This window comes from Prochlorococcus sp. MIT 1303, from assembly GCF_001631965.1.
Lineage (GTDB): Bacteria > Cyanobacteriota > Cyanobacteriia > PCC-6307 > Cyanobiaceae > Prochlorococcus > Prochlorococcus marinus_D.
Genome location: NZ_LVHK01000036.1, coordinates 1 through 17,729 on the forward strand (window position 1 = coordinate 1; position 17,729 = coordinate 17,729).

At 52.3% G+C, this 17,729-nt stretch carries 14 protein-coding genes and 1 tRNA gene; 3 read left to right on the forward strand and 12 right to left on the reverse strand.

Annotated features, from left to right (window positions below):
- Positions 1-2,400 (reverse strand): hypothetical protein (locus tag PMIT1303_RS03630; protein ID WP_197459763.1); only part of this gene is annotated, 2,400 nt, incomplete at its 3' end.
- 441 nt (positions 2,401-2,841) lie between these two features.
- Positions 2,842-4,050, reverse strand: a complete 1,209-nt coding sequence (locus PMIT1303_RS03635) for a cob(I)yrinic acid a,c-diamide adenosyltransferase (RefSeq protein ID WP_156486893.1) — start codon at positions 4,048-4,050, stop codon at positions 2,842-2,844.
- Positions 4,051-4,126: 76 nt separating this feature from the next.
- Between PMIT1303_RS03635 and larE the strand changes: the two genes are divergently transcribed.
- Entirely contained in the window at positions 4,127-4,966 is an 840-nt protein-coding gene (larE, locus tag PMIT1303_RS03640; RefSeq protein WP_063397620.1) for an ATP-dependent sacrificial sulfur transferase LarE, read from the forward strand.
- Positions 4,967-5,269: 303 nt separating this feature from the next.
- Here larE and PMIT1303_RS03645 read toward each other — a convergent pair whose 3' ends face one another.
- On the reverse strand, positions 5,270-5,431 hold the full coding sequence (locus PMIT1303_RS03645) for a hypothetical protein (protein WP_156486894.1): 162 nt from the start codon (positions 5,429-5,431) through the stop codon (positions 5,270-5,272).
- Between the two features lie 451 nt (positions 5,432-5,882).
- Here PMIT1303_RS03645 and PMIT1303_RS03650 point away from each other — a divergent pair, with 451 nt between their 5' ends.
- Positions 5,883-6,197 carry a hypothetical protein gene (locus PMIT1303_RS03650; protein ID WP_197459764.1) on the forward strand — a complete coding sequence of 105 codons (315 nt, stop codon included), beginning with the start codon at positions 5,883-5,885 and terminating at the stop codon, positions 6,195-6,197.
- 149 nt (positions 6,198-6,346) lie between these two features.
- On the opposite strand, the gene speD is transcribed toward PMIT1303_RS03650, so the two are convergent.
- Positions 6,347-6,820 (reverse strand): adenosylmethionine decarboxylase, encoded by a 474-nt coding sequence (gene speD, locus PMIT1303_RS03655; protein WP_063397621.1) that lies wholly within the window; start codon positions 6,818-6,820, stop codon positions 6,347-6,349.
- A gap of 27 nt (positions 6,821-6,847) precedes the next feature.
- Positions 6,848-7,945 (reverse strand): DNA replication/repair protein RecF, encoded by a 1,098-nt coding sequence (recF, locus tag PMIT1303_RS03660; RefSeq protein WP_231901305.1) that lies wholly within the window; start codon positions 7,943-7,945, stop codon positions 6,848-6,850.
- Positions 7,946-8,053: 108 nt separating this feature from the next.
- Between recF and PMIT1303_RS03665 the strand changes: the two genes are divergently transcribed.
- A tRNA-Arg gene (locus PMIT1303_RS03665) sits at positions 8,054-8,127 on the forward strand.
- 191 nt (positions 8,128-8,318) lie between these two features.
- Here PMIT1303_RS03665 and PMIT1303_RS03675 read toward each other — a convergent pair.
- The 7 genes from PMIT1303_RS03675 to rodA all read right to left on the reverse strand — a co-directional run bounded on the left by PMIT1303_RS03675 (position 8,319) and on the right by rodA (position 17,729).
- On the reverse strand, positions 8,319-8,801 hold the full coding sequence (locus tag PMIT1303_RS03675) for a hypothetical protein (protein ID WP_063397567.1): 483 nt from the start codon (positions 8,799-8,801) through the stop codon (positions 8,319-8,321).
- Positions 8,773-11,787, reverse strand: a complete 3,015-nt coding sequence (ppc, locus tag PMIT1303_RS03680) for a phosphoenolpyruvate carboxylase (protein ID WP_156486895.1) — start codon at positions 11,785-11,787, stop codon at positions 8,773-8,775. The genes PMIT1303_RS03675 and ppc overlap by 29 nt, the downstream gene beginning before the upstream one ends.
- Positions 11,784-12,926 (reverse strand): glutamate--cysteine ligase, encoded by a 1,143-nt coding sequence (gshA, locus tag PMIT1303_RS03685; protein ID WP_063397568.1) that lies wholly within the window; start codon positions 12,924-12,926, stop codon positions 11,784-11,786. The genes ppc and gshA overlap by 4 nt, the downstream gene beginning before the upstream one ends.
- Entirely contained in the window at positions 12,923-14,443 is a 1,521-nt protein-coding gene (locus PMIT1303_RS03690; RefSeq protein ID WP_063397569.1) for an anthranilate synthase component I family protein, read from the reverse strand. Before PMIT1303_RS03690 ends, gshA begins: the two co-directional genes overlap by 4 nt.
- A gap of 64 nt (positions 14,444-14,507) precedes the next feature.
- Positions 14,508-14,936: a photosystem I reaction center subunit II PsaD gene (locus PMIT1303_RS03695; RefSeq protein WP_063397570.1), complete on the reverse strand. Its 429-nt coding sequence runs from the start codon at positions 14,934-14,936 to the stop codon at positions 14,508-14,510.
- Positions 14,937-15,054: 118 nt separating this feature from the next.
- Positions 15,055-16,449, reverse strand: coding sequence for a HAMP domain-containing histidine kinase (locus PMIT1303_RS03700; RefSeq protein ID WP_156486896.1), 1,395 nt, complete (start codon positions 16,447-16,449; stop codon positions 15,055-15,057).
- Positions 16,446-17,729, reverse strand: a complete 1,284-nt coding sequence (gene rodA, locus PMIT1303_RS03705) for a rod shape-determining protein RodA (RefSeq protein ID WP_063397623.1) — start codon at positions 17,727-17,729, stop codon at positions 16,446-16,448. Before rodA ends, PMIT1303_RS03700 begins: the two co-directional genes overlap by 4 nt.

The window sequence follows — 17,729 nt, forward strand, 5'->3', positions numbered from 1 at the left end:
ACCGCTCTTAACACTGTTGATGTCATCAACGAATTGATGGCCAGTTAACTTGGCATTCGTGTTGTTATAGGCAGTAACTTGAATGTTATTGGCATCTGTATTGCCAATATTGAGCCATTCTGTTGTTACTGAAACGGTATCACCAGAGCGGATCAGGTTGGTGAAGTTGGCATCAGAGCCAATCACGCGCTGAGTACCAAGGACGAGGCCATCATCAAGCTCATTGATGTTGATGCCAGCTGAATAGAGCTTGACTTCTGTTCCATCAACATGAATATCACCGCCGAGATCAGCCAGACTCTTGATGTCACGGTTGGTGTATGCACCGGCTAAATCTTGATTGCCATCGATATCGGAGCTGAATGATCTTGAGAAGATGGTTTCCTCTTGATTGGCCTCGATTTCAAACATCAGCGGGCTTACCGTTAAGCTGCCATCGGCTTTCTTGCCAACGGTTTGGAGCGTCTGCTCATCAAAATCAAGGGCAATGGAAGCAAGGATCCGCTCTCCTGAAATCGATTCGCCTTGATTGAGATCTGAGAGGCTTGATGCTGCAATACGAATAGCTCCTGTTGCATTATCGATATGAACAGCATTAGCAAGGGGAAGATCGGTGCCTATTTGAATATCAGAGGCATTGATGGCTTGGAAGATCTGTGGATTGAACTTAAGCGTGATATCAGCACCCTCAAGGTTGTAGCCATCTGTTAGAGATTGGCCTGTGATTTCTAGTCTGTAGCGATCAGTGCCATCAACGCCTTGACCTAAGACAGCTAATTGATCAAGAGCCTGGATGGAATCAGCACTAAAGAGCTTGTAGTTGAAGGCTGCTGCACCAGAACCATCTTCTAATGTTGTTGAGGTGTCGTTGATCTCAACAGCGGTTGATTGAGCAACGAGTTGCTGGCGTGCTTGATCAGAGAAGAGTTTGACGATAAAGCTTTCCAGCCCTTCTGTTGTTAGGTCTTGTGCAAGAGAGTGAGAAAAAGAGATATTGCCATCGGCATCGACATGATTGGACCCGCTGAGATGACCAGTTCTTAGGTCTCGTTGTGTGATGTTGTCTCCTTCTAGCTGCCAGAACAGTTCAGTGCCGAGAGCGACATGTTCTGTGCTGATATTTGTTGTTAGGTATTCTCCTTCTTTTAGAGTTGATTCTGAAGTAAAGAGTGCATAAGTTGGTGTTGATATTCTGGCTCCTGTCGTAACTGTTAAAACCTCGTCGTCAAAGACGATATCAGTGAAGCCATTCGCATTCCTAATGATGTCATTGCCTTGATTTGCATCAATAGCATCGTCATTAGTATGCTCTACGGAATAATAGTATCCACTCGAGTCTTGAAGCTTTTGGATGCTGTACTCGTCTTTGCTTCCAGTATAATCAACGCGATCAAAACCAATGATGATGTCATCACCGGCTTGATTACCTTGCATTCCATCTGTAGGAATAGAGCCATCATGAAGAGCAATATTGCCATCAACATCAATCCAGTGAGTTTTGTCTGTGTATTGGTAGGAATCAAATAGATAGTTGTGATCAGCTGCGTCTAAGGAGAAGTCCTGATTGTAAATGTATAGGTAGTTGGCATCACGAATAATATCTGTGCCTTGATTGCCTTCCCCAAGGTCACGGTCTTGTACGAGAAGGTAATCACCTTGATCATCTTCTAGGCGAGCTATGGAGTAATTATTGTGTCCACTGCTGCTCCAATAATCAACGCGATCAAAACCAATGATGATGTCATCACCGGCTTGATTACCTTGCATTCCATCTGTAGGAATAGAGCCATCATGAAGAGCAATATTGCCATCAACATCAATCCAGTGAGTTTTGTCTGTGTATTGGTAGGAATCAAATAGATAGTTGTGATCAGCTGCGTCTAAGGAGAAGTCCTGATTGTAAATGTATAGGTAGTTGGCATCACGAATAATATCTGTGCCTTGATTGCCTTCCCCAAGGTCACGGTCTTGTACGAGAAGGTAATCACCTTGATCATCTTCTAGGCGAGCTATGGAGTAATTATTGTGTCCACTGCTGCTCCAATAATCAACGCGATCAAAACCAATGATGATGTCATCACCGGCTTGATTACCTTGCATTCCATCTGTAGGAATAGAGCCATCATGAAGAGCAATATTGCCATCAACATCAATCCAGTGACTCCGCTCAAGATATTCGTGAGAACTAAATAGGTAATTGCCTTGTGTGCTTGAATCTAGCGAATATGTTTTACTTCCAAAGCTTATGGAGTCATTTGTAGAGAGAATATCTGTGCCGGTATCATTGTGGCTGAGGTCCCTGTCTTGAACAATTACAGACGGATTTTTACTTGTTAATCCTTCTGGAACGAGGCCAACTGAGTACTCATCAAGATTATTATAGGTCTTAGTTGGCTCCATCTTATTTACCTTTTAATTAGCCCTTGCATGGCCTCTACTCTGCTTTCCTGCAATGATTCGTTATGGGTGAGAGCTGATTCGAGCATTCTCCAGCCTCCGTAAACAGTAGTGACTGACTTGACTGGTTTAGATCGATTGGTCTGGTTTTGAGGATCCAATCCTTTCTTTAATCATACCAGAGCTTAATGCTTTTTCTCGTTATGCACATTTCGCATAGACAGGCATCCATTGAGTTGCCTTTGAGCCGGCAATATGCAAAGAATGCATATTTAGTTTTTTAATATAGAAGAGCCAACTCCTGAGCCATATTGCAGGCTTTCGGCATAGCTTCTCTTTATTATTTGCTTGTTCGTTTGATGCTCTGTTCGTTGCTGAGAGCGGCGCATGTTCGATCGAAATTTCTAATCATCCGAATCGCGGATAGCTATTCGTCCCTAAGGGCTAGTAATCCACGCCTCGCTTGAGGTCTACGCCCTGTTCTGCATAGTGCTTGTGGCACACCATCTCTGAGTGGACGCCGGCTAGATCGAAGTAGGCAGGTTGGTTTTTGCAGCGCCCCGTGATGATCACTTCCGTCTCAGCCGGTTTTCGGAGCAGGGTCTGAACAATCGGCTCCACAGGAATCAGTTCAAGATCCACGCTGGGATTGAGTTCATCGAGGATCACAGTTTTATAGAGCCCACTGGCAATGGCGGCTCTGGCGATTTCCCATGCGCGCTCTGCTTCGACGTAATCGATCGGTTGTTGTTGACCTCGCCATACGATGGCATCACGACCGGAGCGCAGATGATCAACGAGATGGGGGTAGCTTTCTCTTAGGGCTGCAATGGCAGCGTCTTCGGTGTAGCCATTGCCACCTTTAAGCCACTGCAAGATCAATACGCGATGGCTTTTGTCTTGGCTGATGCCACGGCCAATGGCCTGTAGGGCCTTGCCTAGAGCACTGGTGGATTTGCCTTTGCCCTCACCGGTGTAGATCTCAATTCCACCGGTGGGAAGGAAGGGAATGACGCTGTCATCCTGAGGCTCCGGACGACGATGGGCGCGCATTTCGGAATGCAGATCGGCCACCTCAACCAGGGCTCGTGGAGCGGCCCGTCCGGTGACGATAATTTCCATGCCGTCAGGCCGATCGGTGAGTGTTTTGACCACATCGTCAACAGCCAGCAGGCCTAGATCCAGTACGGGATTGAGTTCATCCAGCACAACGACTGAATAGAGGGCGCTGGCAATGGCTCCCTTGGCGATGTCCCAGCCGCGTTGGGCTTCTTGGCGATCAAAACGGGTAGCGTCCTCGGCGATGAAAAATTCCCCTCGACCAGTGCGCACTTGGTCGATCAGGTGAGGGAAGCCCTGTTGCAGTGCCTCAATGGCAGCATCTTCGTCGTAGGCGCGGCCTGGGCCTTTTAGGAATCGAAGCAACAGCACCCTGGTTCGTCGTTGCTCGCAGATACCGAGCCCGATGGTGCGTAGGACAACACCAAGAGCGGCCTGACTTTTACCTTTTCCCTCGCCGTCATAGATGTGCAGTTGGCCATGACTGCGTTCATTGCTTTCGGCTGCGGTCGCGATGCCAATCCCACGTCCTCTTCTGCCGCTTGATGTTTGGCGATTTCTGGGTGTCTTGGATGCTGCCGTCTGCGAAGCCATTGACGGGTCCTCTACGGTTGGAGCTTAACGAGATCGATGGGCTGAGAAGGTGGGTGCTGGGACGGCTGGTGCAGCGGTGTTTCGGCAGTTGGAACCTCTGCCGGAGCGGGAGTATGCCCAGTTGCAGATGTTGCGCAAGCGTCTTGCCAGTTTTGGAGGTGTTTGTGTGGCCTATTCCGGTGGAGTTGATAGTGCACTAGTAGCAGCGATTGCGCGGGAACAACTTGGGCCTCAAGCCTTTGCTGTGACAGGGGTTTCTCCTGCACTTGCCCCTGAGCTTCTCGATGAGGCCCGTCAGCAGGCTGCCTGGCTTGAGATTCGTCACCAGGAATGCATGACTGAGGAATTGGATGATCCGGCCTATAGCAGTAATCCCACAAACCGTTGTTTTGCTTGTAAGCGGGAATTACATCGGCATCTGGGTTCGATTGCGCAATCAGCCGGTGGAGCTCAGGTGGTGGATGGCGTGAATCACGACGACTTGGGAGAGCATCGACCTGGCATTGAGGCTGGCCGTCAAGCGGGTGTGCGTTCTCCGCTGGCTGAATTGGAGATTGGCAAGGCAGGTGTACGCCAGATCTCACGAGCTCTTGGATTCCCTTGGTGGGATAAGCCTGCACAGCCCTGCCTGGCATCACGTTTTCCCTATGGCAATAGCATCAACGCTCAACGATTGCGTCAGGTTGGTCTTGCTGAAGCCTGGTTAAGAACGCTTGGTTTTGCTGAGGTGCGAGTGCGCAGCCAGGGCTTGGCTGCACGCATTGAAGTTCCCGCTGATCGGATTGAGGATGTGGTGCTTGAGTTGGATCGTGAGCAGGTTGTCGCGCATTTCCTTGCGCTGGGTTTCACCTCCATTAGCCTTGATCTGGAAGGTTTGGTCAGTGGCAAGCTCAATCGCACTGGCCAAGTGCATTGAAGGCTTGCAATGGCTTGCGGCTGTCTCCCTTTCGCTACTCCTGTTGACTGCGCTGCGATCTGCGGATGATTGAACTTGCTGCTTTGGCTGATGCCATAGGCCACAAGCCTGAAATGTCGTTCTTGCTGCTCCACCAGCTGGGCGAGTAGGGCAACAACAGCTTGATTTGGGGCTTGAGAGGAATCAACTAGCTAGAGCTCGCTCCGCCGGGTCTTAGCCCGCGATGGCTCACAAGGGTGGCTGGTGAGATGCCCTATCCCTTGTAGGTCTGCATCTTGATAACGAAGGCAAAACGGAGGACTTTTAGTTTTGCTTTGAGCTTGATTCAGGGCGAGCAGAGCGACTACTAGTCGTCTTCTTGGTAGCTGGGAGGTTGGTCAAGGTTTGTTGGCTATGGGGCTTTGCGGCGAGGGACGCCTCAATCCGAAGCACCTCTGCCTCACGAATGGCTGTGTTCTTATCCAAGTACTCAATGCTGTTTGGGTGTGCTGGTGGCAAACCTGCGGCTGCGCTTCCAGCTCGCAAACAATACAGACTTTTGCAGAATCAACCATGAGCATTTCTGCACATCAAATTCCAGCAGCTAGAGAGGCTGCTTTGGAGTCAAGAGGACGAACAATCAGAAGTTTTTCCTACTGAACGCCCTTTCCCTCTCGGTGAAAAACGGAACTTGAAGACCGTAGGTCTTAGATGCCCTGACAACTACCCCTGTACTTAAGGGCCATGAGTAATTGTATGCATACCATTACTCATGGCTGAAAAATGGAGAGTAAACCGAACCTGTGTTCATGTTGAATTATTCTCTCGCTCCGGGATTTGTATTGACTAGGATCTTATCTTCCTTCTCTAAATATCCAGTGTTGGTTGTGGTTGTAGATAAGTGGTTGGAACGACTTAGTCAAATGGTTAGAACGTTGTGGTCACTCTTTCGCTAGGAAATGTCTCTGTATTCAAATACTTTTCAAGATTTGCTATGAAGCCTACATCGGAATTGCTGAAGGAGTCTCAAGAACAGCTCAGTCAAACAGAATTAGCCATCAAAGACTTAGAAAAAATGCTAGGGCTAATGAACAAAAGGTTTGATGAACTGAATGGAATGGTGATTGGGTTGGGGCAAGTTCTTACTTTAGAAGAGAGAAAGAGAGACGATGATCGAAAAAGGGAAGAGCAAAGGTTGAGGTTAGAAGAAGAGCATTTGGATAAGTTTGAGCATGACAGGAGGCTTGACTAGTCACCAGCCTCTGAATCTCAAGCCACCACGAACCGGAAGGTGGATGAATGGGGCCATGTGAGTAGGCGTGAGATACATTTGGCTTCTAGGAGTGCCCTTGACGACCACTCAAGTGCTTCAGTATTGCTTTCGGCAGGTCGCTCGCTGTATTAAGCCTTTGGATGGCGTATTGCGGTCGCTAGAGCTGCTGGTGTTTCCCGTTGGAAGCTCTTTAGTGCATGGCTTTTGGCACCAAGTTCCTGGCGTAAGAGCTCACAAGCTTGTTCCGGCATCGTTTGATCGCCGCAAGTGAAGACATCCACCGCGGCATAACCATTCTCAGGCCATGTGTGGATGGAGAGATGCGATTCAGCTAGAAGGGCAAGCCCTGTGACCCCCTGAGGTTCAAATCTGTGGGTGATCAGATTGAGAAGAGTGGCACCAGCACGCTTCGCTGCTGTTGTGATCGTGGTTCTTAGAAAGGCTTCGTCATTGAGCTTGGCGTGATCGCAGTCATAAAGCTCGAGGATGCAGTGCTTGCCCACCATGTCGGTGGCGCTGTGATTGATGGAGCTTGTGTTGTCTTGGTAATTGGTGTCTTCCCATCCTGGATTGGGATGCAAGCAAGACAGGGTTCTCTCCATCAAGGCAATAAAAATCAGCTCGCCACCTTAGCGGACCTCTCCCGAGAGATTTAAAGATCCTGCTTCGATGATCTGTGATCGCTGTTGCCATTCATCCTGGAAGCCCTCTAGATGGGTCGCGCTAACGAGGCACTGATGCTTCTCTCCTACAGCCTCGAGCAGCAGCAACTGTCTGCCGGGATCGAGTTCCGCAAGAACGTCATCCAATAACAGCAGAGGGGGTTCACCGCAGAGTTCGCCTACGAGTTCTAGTTCGGCAAGCTTGAGCGCCAGCACCACGGTTCGCTGTTGTCCTGCTGAGCCAAAGCGGCGCGCTTCTAAATCGTTGAGTAGCAATCTCACTTCGTCGCGGTGAGGACCGATCCGGCAACTTCCTAACCGTTCCTCCTCACTGCGCTGGTCTAGGAGTTGAGTTTCGATCGCCAACCGCCAAGGTTCTTCCGCTTCCTCACCTTCCAGGTGGCTGCCTGGCTGATAGTCGAGTCGCAACCGTTCCTTGTGTTTGCTGAGGGTTTCCTGCCATCGGGCTGCAAGTGGTTCAAGGCGGGCGAGAGCTCGACTGCGACGTCGATGAATGCGTGTGCTGACTAAAGCCATCTGTACATCGAAGGCATCCAAGAGGGAATCACGCTCTTGAATCGGGATGTGGCGCCACTGACGCCATAGCTGGGTTCGCTGACGCAGCAGCTTGTTGTAGCGACTGATCAGATCTGAATAGATCGGTTCAAGTTGTTGTACGACGCGATCAATCCATTGGCGCCGCAGGGCAGGCTCGCCTCGAACGAGATTGAGATCGAGAGCGCTAAACCCCACGCAACGCAGTGGACCGATTAGATCCAATTGCCGGGTGAGCGTTTTGCCGTTGCGGCGGGCTTGTCGACCTCCTTGCCGCCGCAATTCCAGTTCAAGCTTCTCACTGTCATCAGCAATGGCGCGAAGTAGGGCACGCTGTTCTTCCCAGTGGATCAAGTCTTGGTCGCTGCTGGCGCGATGCGAGCGCAGGCTGCCGAGCAGCTCTACGGCTTCGAGAAGGTTGGATTTACCGATGCCGTTGGGGCCAATGACCAGCAGCCGATTTTCCGTCAACTCCAGCTGAAGCCTGCTGTAATTGCGGTACCCCTGCAGTTCAAGCTGGTGAAGCCGAATCGGTCTTGGAGCGGCATGAGGTTAAGGTACCTTGATTGAGGGGGCTTGAGAGTTGCTCTCATATAGCGGCATCCAGCCGATATTTGTGGGCATGTAGCTCAGTTGGATAGAGCATCAGATTCCGGTTCTGAGGGTCGGGGGTTCGAGTCCCTCCATGCTCGTATTTGCTTTAGCTCCCATACTCTTCAAGAGCTTTCAGCTGCATCGTTCAGCTGAGGCGCTGATCTCAATTCATGTTGTAGTCGGTCAAGCAAAGATGGTCAGAGTGCTGCAGTTCTCTCGTCATGCTTGGGTTAAAAGCGTGGTTTTGATCGCTGCAGGAAGGATCCGATAATGATGTTGACTTAACGACTTAGCGGAGTCGATAACTCATCGCTCGTATGCCATCAGGATCAACGATGAAGCCTTGATCCTTCAATGCTTTGAGGGAGATGGCAGGTGCCAATATTGAGATGCTGCAACCAGGCAGAATTCGGCGCAAATTTTCAAGCGCTTGATGCACGAGAACTGCAAGCAATTGTGCTTGTAATGAGCCGGGTTGGGCGACGAGATTCCAGAGGTTGACATTGAGGCCATGGTCGCTTGTGGCGCGCACAAAACCAACCAGGGTTCCTTTTTCTTGTTCAACAATGCTTAGATGCCAAACGCTTCGCTCAAAGGCCAGGGCCCATTGCTCTGAGGTGTGAGTGGCTTCTCTGCAACGAGCGAGAAGTTTGTTGAGTGCTTGAGGATTGGGTGGCTGTTCAAGGTCTAGCCGGAAGCCGGGGGGGAGTTCGGGCTGTTGAAGAAAGGCAAGCACGGTGGTTTCAACCGGTGTTGCGCATGCCTGCAGCAATGCCGTTAATGGTGAGCAGTGCGCCTCTTAGCAGTTCGCTGCGGCTGTAAGTACGACCATCGCCAGCATCGTTCATTGGTGGCTGCCGGTTCTGATCACGCAGTTTGCGAAGCAGGGCCACTTGCAGAAAACCAAGGGGCACGATCGTGCGATTGCGAAGATCGACTGATTGCTGTAGGGCGGGATCGGCTCCGAGCAACCTGGGTTGTCCTGTGATGTTTAAGATCAACCGGCGGGTGAGGCTGTACTCCGTTTCGATGATCTCGAAGATACGGTTAAAGGCTTCACGGTAATCTTCGCTGCCAAGGCTAGTCATGTAGTGATGGGCCAGGTCTAGGTCTACTTTTGAAAGGGTCATCTCCACCTTGGAGATCAGCATTCGGAAGAAGGGCCAGCGTTGGTGCAGTCTGCGCAGAAGGTCAAGCTGGTCAGCGTCTGATTCGACTTCGGCGGCTAATGCTGTTCCCACGCCAAACCAGCTCGGTAGCAGGAATCGACTTTGCGTCCAGCCAAATACCCAGGGGATTGCTCTAAGACTAGAGAGGTCTTTGGCGCCGCTTTTGCGTCGAGCAGGACGGCTGGAGATTTGCAATTTGCTGATTTCTTCGATCGGCGTGACCTGTTGGAAGAAGGCCACCAGATCAGGGTTGTTGTGGACGAGGGCCCGATAGTGCTCACGTGAACGGCCAGCCAGTCTGGTCATCAGTTGGTTCCAACTTGGGGTGGCATCCAGCTGGTTGGTTACCAGACTGTTTTGTAGGACGGCCGTTGTGAATGTTTCTAGGTTGTAAAGGGCTAGCTCGGGCAGGCTGTATTTCGATGCCAGCACTTCTCCCTGCTCAGTGATCTTGATTCGGCCGCGTACGGTCCCGCTTGGTTGGGCAAGGATTGCTTGGTAGGCAGGGCCACCTCCTCTGCCAACAGATCCACCGCGTCCATGGAAAAGGCGCAGAGCCACACCCTGGCGGTTAGCTAGATCTTGCAGGGCAATTTGGGCTTGATGGATCTCCCAATTGCTGGATAGAAATCCGGAGTCTTTGTTGCTGTCCGAATAGCCAAGCATCAGCTCCTGCAGAGGTTGGACCTGTTCGCTGACACGAGGCAGCAAATTGCGGTAGACAGGTGAACTTAAAAGTGCCTCCATCACTGCTGGAGCCCGCTGGAGATCCTCTACTGTTTCGAAGAGGGGTACCACAAGCAGTTCGGCATGACCAGCCGCCGGATCCACGAGGCCGGCTTCTTTGGCTAGCAGCAGCACCTCGAGTAGATCGGAAACTGTGTGACTCATTGAGATCACATATGTGCGGCAGATTCGGCTGCCGAATTCCTCCTGCAGTCGGTGCAGCATGCGAAACACGGCCACCGTTTCTGCTGTACTGGGCGACCAGATAACGGCAGAGGGGATCAGGGGGCGGCGAGTCTGTAGTTCCTCCATTAACCATTGCACTCGCTCGTTTTCGTCCATGTCGCCATAGGCCTTAGGGAGATTTAGGTAGCGTGTTAATTCGTCGAGAGCATCGCTGTGGCGATTGCTCTCCTGACGGATGTCAAGGCTGGCTAGTGAGAAAGCGAAGATGTGGACCTGATTTAAGAGGGTATCCAGAGGCTCACAGCTCAGATCTGTGCTGACCAGGCTGTTGCGGATCAGTTCCAGGTCGCTGCGGAATTCTGCTACTGATTTGTAGTGAAGGGCTTCTCCCGCATTAATTAGATTTGGACTGGGGTTGAGGCCTTCTGGTGGGGTTTGCCAGCCTGCTTCGGCCAATTGCTGGTTGCGTTGTTGAGTGAGTTTCAACCTCTCCAGGGTGTAGCTGAGTTTGAGGCGATAAGGCTCGAGTCGATAGCGGGCTGCTCGTTCCTCGTAAACCTCGGGGAATCGAAGCCGGTCCATTTCCAGTGACTCCAACAGTGGAGTGCTTACCTGGCTCCATTGCATGGAGATGCTGAGTTGATCACGGAGTTTTTGAACGGCATTGACATAGCGCTCCAGCATCAGCTGACGTTGATAACAGGCGGTGCGCCAGGTGATTTCTGGTGTAACGGAAGGATTGCCGTCTCGGTCTGATCCAACCCAAGATCCAAAAGTGCAGAAGGCAGCTTGTGGAATGTGTACGTCCGGATAGCTCTCGGCCATTGCAGTGATCAGGCGACGCCGTAGCTGGGGCATGGCATCAAAAAGCACCTGTTGGAAATAGTGGAGGGCGTAATCCACCTCATCCAGAACGGAGGGCTTGAACTGATGAAGCTCATCGGTCCGCCACCAGAGACTGATCTCCTCCTCAAGCTGCAGTCTCAGGCTTTCTTTCTCAGATGTCGATTTTGTTGGATCTGATTGCAACTTTTGCAACAGGCTTGCAACCTTGCGTTGCTTATGGCGAACGGTATGACGGACGATTTCAGTGGGATGAGCAGTGAAAACTAGGCGGATATCCATCTCCTGTAGAAGGGTCTCCAGCTGAGCTGGTGGCACGTTGAGAAGGCGAAGTCGTTCAAACAGCTCCCTGAATGTGGCTGGGTCTGTCTGCGTGGCGAGCGGTGGAGCAAAGGGGTCATAGGGTTTGTCTTGGCGATTGTTTTCTTTGCCAGAAGACATACTTGCGAGGTAGCTGTCTTCCTCGATCCGTTGCTCGAGGATATTCACCAGTTGGAAATAGAGGGAGAAGGCGCGTGCTGCGGTGATCGCTTCTGCCAGGTCCATCTCTTTGATCAACAGCACGATTGCTGTGCTGGCACTGTTCTCATCTGCACCTTCAAGGGCCAAAGGTTCACTGAGTTGCTTCAGTCGAAGTAGTCGTTCTGCCTGATCCGGTGGACATTCGCTGCGTAGCACCGTTTGCCAAAGGTCTTCCACCAGTTCAAGGCGGTTCTGCAGTAAGCGTCCTGCCTGCTGCCCTTCCCCGATTGCCCTGGGCTGATCGCAATCAGGTTTTTGGGCGGAAGACTGCTGCATCGATGCGCTAGTGGACTCAGGTTTGGCCATGATCATCCCAAAATGGCCTCGGCTTTGCTTGCTTTGAGCTCTTCGGCGTTCATTTCGGCAATGCTGTCTTGAATGACAGCCTGCACAGGCTTGCCATCGGCATAGTTCTGTAGCCATTGCATGGCTTGATTGCCCTTATTTAGGACCCTATGCAGCGGTGCAAGTTGTTTCTCCAGGCCCAGATCTCTACTGATCGGAATGATTCCCTCGAGCATTGTCTCGATCCAGGAGCGGCAAAGGATGGGGCTCCCATCTCGCCAGTGGTGCAGGGTTGCGTCCAGGCTCATTTGAGCGACAGCAGAATCATTTGCATCACAAAGATCAGCAAGTTCAGCGGTGGTTAGTCGACTCACTTTGAGTGGATCCAGTTGGCTTGGGTTCTGAAGAAGGCTGAGTACGCGCAGTTCGATTAGGGCAGTCACTGCAAGCAGAACATCAGGATCGGTGATTAAGTCGCAGATGCGCAGCTCTAGACGGTTGAGTTGATAGGGGCGGCGAGGTCCGTTTGGCCGTACTGAGGTCCATAGATGACGCTCATTTTGCATCGTGCCAGTGGCCAGTTGTGCTTCAACCCAAGCGACATAGTCAGGATGGTTTTGGAAGAGTGGTACCCGCTCTGGAGTGAGTGGAAATTGCAGCCATCGCTGAGAGTGGCTTCCCGTCGGCTGGCCATCGAGGAAGGGGGAGCTTGCACTCAGGGCAAGAAAGAGGGCTGCTTCACAACGCACCAAGCGCAGCGCAGCAAACAGCAGCGGTAGATCTTCAAGCCCTAGGTTGATGTGAACACTGGTGGTGACCACCCTGGTGCCGTAGTTGGCCTCAATCAAATCGTGATAGGGGTTGAGCGGATCTGATCGTTCAAAGTGATGACTGTCGCCCAGGCTGAGGGTGCTACCAGGAATCAATGTGAGCTGCCGTGGAACCAACCATTGGCGCAGTCTTCGCCTAGGAGCCAGCAGGGCTTCCCTCAATGGGCCGTAGTGTTGATTTGGCTCAGTGATGTATTCCAGATTTCGGTGGTCTGGTTCTGTGACGAAATCAGCAAGATCGCTTGCTACGGCAGTAGCTACGCCGACGTGCTCACCGCTGAAGCGTCCTGTGAACAGCTCCACTTCGAACCCCTTAAGTAGCAGCCGGGTATTCATGACTTGTGGGACTCGAGGCAGGCCAGGGCTGTGAGCATTCCCCTTGCCTTGTTGAGGGTCTCTTCGTATTCCTTGGTGGGGATGGAATCGGCCACAACACCAGCGCCTGCTTGAACCTTGACTTGCCAGCCGCCTTCAGGATGGGGCCGCACAATCATTGTGCGAATGGTTATAGCTGTATTAAGAGCACCGTTGAGATCGATGGACCCATACACACCTGAATAAGGGCCTCGTGAGTCGGGTTCGAGCTCATGAATGAGCTGCATGGCTCTGATTTTTGGGGCGCCACTGACCGTGCCTGCTGGGAATGAGGCCATGAGTAGATCCCAAACATCCTTGCCTTTGGCAAGCACACCTTCCACTGCACTGACGATGTGCATGACGTGGGAATATTTCTCGATCACCATCAGCTCTTTCACCGTCACACTGCCCGGCCTGCAAACGCGTCCAAGGTCATTGCGGCCAAGATCAACCAACATCACATGCTCGGCACGTTCCTTGGGATCTGCCATCAACTCTGCTTCAAGATTGCGGTCCTCAAGTTCGTTGCCGCCACGCTGACGCGTGCCGGCAATAGGCCGAAGGCTGGCCTTAATGCCATCGGCAACAGGCTCCGCCTTGACCATGACCTCCGGGCTTGAACCAATCAGCTGCCAGTCGCCGAAGTCAAAGAAAGCCATATATGGAGAAGGATTCACCATCCGCAGACTTCGGTAGAGCTCAAGTGGCTGTTGAGGAACTCTGGTCTCCAGCCGTTGACTGATCACAAGCTGGAACACATCCCCTGCGGCGATGTGTTGCTTGGCCGTTTGAACTGCCTCTTCAAAGCCTTGTTGGCTGTAGTTACTGATGGTGGAAGGTGGAGATTGACTTTTTGGTTGCCATTGCAGTGGCTGAATCGGCGCAAGTGGTTCCGCCATGCACTTTTCTAGGTCTTGAATGCGTGCTTGTGCCTTGTCCCAAGCTTCGTTAGCCGTTTGCTCGCCACTCAGGTCTGCGTATGCCACGGCAGTGATGAGGCGTTTGACTTGATCAATGATCAAGATGCTGTCCATCAGCATCCAGATGCCATCAGGCGGATCGTTGTTGTCCCTTAAGTGAACGGGCACTGTGGGTTCAACCCACTTGATCAGTTCAAAACCCCACATTCCATAGAGCTGGCCAAGGGGGGGTAGGCCTGGCAGGGTTGCTGTGCGATAAGGAGCAAGCCATTGCCGGAGGCCTTCAAAAGGGTTGCCGATGGCTTCATCGGTTTGTCCTTCTCGCCAACGACGTTTGAGGTGATTCCCTCGGCAGGTGGCTGTCCAAAGTGGATTGCAGGCAACCACACTCCAACGCCCAAGAGTTTCACCCCCTTCGACCGATTCGAGTAAAACCCCAGGGGGATGGTCTGCCCCAACTTTTAACCAAGTTGTTAGAGGGGTCTCCAGATCCGCTGGCCAACTGCGGGCCAAAGGAATGAAATTGGCACCACTAGCAGCCATCTCAAAGAAATGGTCACGATCAGAGCTGAGCATGAGGGAATCTTCGCAGCTGGTGCCGAGTGGTTGAAGATCCCCGTACCCTTCAGGCGAAAGGAACTCAGGCGTCGTAGGTGTTGCGCCCGCTGAATTTTAATTTAGCTGGATTGGCGTTTTCTCCGATCCGGCGATTGTTGACGTTCACCATAGCCCTCCCTTCATTGACTTTCTCGGGGAATACGCCGTCTTTTGGATGCAGGAATTCGGTGTCACCACCAGGGAAGACGCGATAAATTTTGTAGTCTTCAATCTTGGGTTTGAAGGTACGCAGTTGAGTGCCTAATGCGAGGCATTGTTCTTTGCGAGCGAAATACATGAGGTTCTCGCCCTCATTCATTTCAGCTGCGCCGCCAGTGGGTAGTTCGAACGCCTGAGCTGTTGAGCTGCTCCAAGTGATGGCGTACTTCTCTTCGGTTTCAGCGGAATTTAGAAGGCCCCCGGTGCTCCCTAGATACTTGGGATACTGACCTGTTAACGCCGTTGCTGTCATGAGTAACCTCGAGAATCGGCATACCGTTACTGGTGAAAAGTAGCACTGCGTTTTGTGCTCTATGGCACTGCTTGGCAGCAAGCTTCACACCCGTCAACATTGTGGCTTGCTTTGGAGTTCAAGTTTTTTCATCAGCGATGGGAAAAAATACTGTGAGCCCTTTGTCCCGACGCTGTGTTAGCCACCCACCCAAGCTAGCCAGCATTCGTTGGGTTGCAGCTTGGCTGAGTTGCAGGCTGCCGGTTTTGGGGTCCCAGCTCAGCACTGGGCCTAGAGCAGCCTTTTGATCCCTACTGCTGGCTCCTTGATCTTCATGATTTGGTATTTGGCTGAGGATTTGAAGCTTTAGGCGGGGGCCCGCAGGGCGAAGCGTGAGCGATAGGCTGCCACCTGCTGGCAGGCCGCGGCTCGTGCGATCAATTAATCCACCCAGCATCGGTTCAAGACGTCTTGGATCACTAAGAACTTCTGGCAAATCAGGGGTGATATCGATCTGGAGTCCTACCCCGCGGCGTTCGAGCTGCTGACGCCAGGCTGGATGAAGCATTGTCAGCATGGCGCCGAGGTCGGTATGGGCGAGCATGGACGCTTCTGGTGGCTGCCGCTGAAGTTCTGCGGCATGAAAAATGAGACCGAATCGATCAATTTGCTCAGTGCACTCAGCATCGATCTGTTTGAGACGTTTGACTACGACACCAGGAAGGTCACTTCGCCGCAGCAGGGAGTGGATCAGGGTTCGGATGGTCGCTAGTGGGGTTCGCACCTCATGAGTGAGAGCCTCCAGCAGAATGAGTTCAGTACTCGTTTCTTGATTGGCTTCTTCTCTGAACTTGGCCGGGTGTGATCTTTCAGGAATCGGTTGCAGTGTGAGACTTGGGGCCATGCCGGCCAACCGTTCCGCAAGTCGAGGCCAGAAGATTTTTTCTAGTTCAGGGTTGCTTTGTAAAGGTCCTAGGTTTGCCAAAGCCTGACGAAGCGCAATGGCATGGCCAGGGTCTTCGCTGTTCAGTCTCAGGTCCAGCATCTTCAAGAGATCACTGAGGGTTTCTGGATCACTGCGCATTAATAGATGGCGCTCTGCAGGTTTGCCATGCAGGGCTAGGGCAATTTGAACATCCGGGGTAATGATCAGCAGAAGGGGCTCATGACCATCGTTTTGGCGCAGTGGTAACCGTTGATAGCCCCCGACAGCTGAATTGCTTTTCTCATGGATTGATGACCTCACGCGACTGGGAGGCAAGAGGCCGCCTTGAGGAGAATGGAGTGTTTCGAGCTCGTCTGGTGCCCAGACCCATCCTTTTAAGCGTTCGAGCAGTCTTGGCTCATAGAGCGCAGGTAGGGGTGCTGCCAGCCAAAGCCCCTTCTCAGGATCCATTGGCAGCAGGATGTCGTCTTGCAAGGTGTCCAGGGCTGCCCACCACAGACGTCGAACGGTGGCTTCATCGACCCGGCCAGGAGTGACACCTTCTGCAAGTCGTTGTTGGATCGTGGTGAGCGAGATGGAATCGCTCACCAGTTATTGAGTCTTGTGTGGCCTCGGCGTGCCACCGAAAGGCAGAGTCCAAGTGCTACGAAGTTCACCACCATTGCTGAGCGGCCATAGCTCATAAATGGTAAGGGGATACCAGTTACAGGACCAAGGCCAATGGTCATAAAGATGTTCACGACCACTTGGAACATCACCATCGTGGCGACGCCTATGACAACCAGTGATTCGAAGTCAGTGCGGGCTTCTCTGGCAACTTGTAGTAGGCGTCCCATTAGTAGCGCGAAGCCTGTTACGACAAGGATGGTCCCGATGAAGCCAGTTTCTTCTCCAAGAGCACTGAAGATGAAATCGGTGTGCTGCTCGGGGATGAAACGTAGCTTGGTGAGTTGACCTTGCAGCAGCCCTGTGCCAAATAGCCGGCCAGAGCCAATGCCCACAGTGCTTTGCAGGAGGTGATAGCCACCACCTAGGGGGTCTTTGGTGGGATCGAGAAACAGCACCAGCCGTTCTCTTTGATAGTCCTTGAGGCCATGCAACCAAAGCCAAGGGGTGGTAATAGCCACGATTCCTTGCAGCGCCAAAGTGAGCGAAGCTGCCAGGCGTTTCCATGGCAGTGAGCGATAGGCCAGGAAACCCATCAGAGGGAGCCATGCGCAGAGAGTCCAAGGCCATAGCCCTGCAAGGAGTGCTGTGGCTAGAGGTGATAGGAGCAACAGGACCCATTCCCAGGGCATGTCAGCCCAATAGAGCATCGTCACTAGCAGGGCGCCGAACACGAGTGAGCTGCCGAGATCCGGTTGCAGGAAGACCAGTGTCCAGGGCACAGAAATCACGGCCAAAGGCCTCATCAGGTCGATGGGGCGTTCTATCGGGTGGCGGTCGAGTACTGCTGCCAAAAGGAGGATTGCTGCCAGTTTGGCGAATTCAGATGGCTGAACATTCACCCCAGCAATGCTGATCCACCGCTGAGCGCCTAGGGCGGAGGTGCCGATTAGGCGAACGGCTACCAGGCTCAGAACAGTGAGTGCGTAGAGGGGAATTAATAGCGGCCGCAGTCTCTGGACTGGCAATCGGGCCAGCAACAGAGCGACCAAGCATCCCAATCCAGCGGTGATCCAGTGGTGATACCAGTCGGCGTAATCAGCCTGTCTTTGAGTGCTGGCGATCAGGACGCCCGCAAGCATCACCATGGCCACTGGCACCCCCCAGAGCACTAGATCCAGTTCTTTCCACCATCTGCGTAGATGCCCCTTAGAACGGAAGGACTTGCCACCATTGCGTCGCCGCCTCTGGCTTGAATGCAT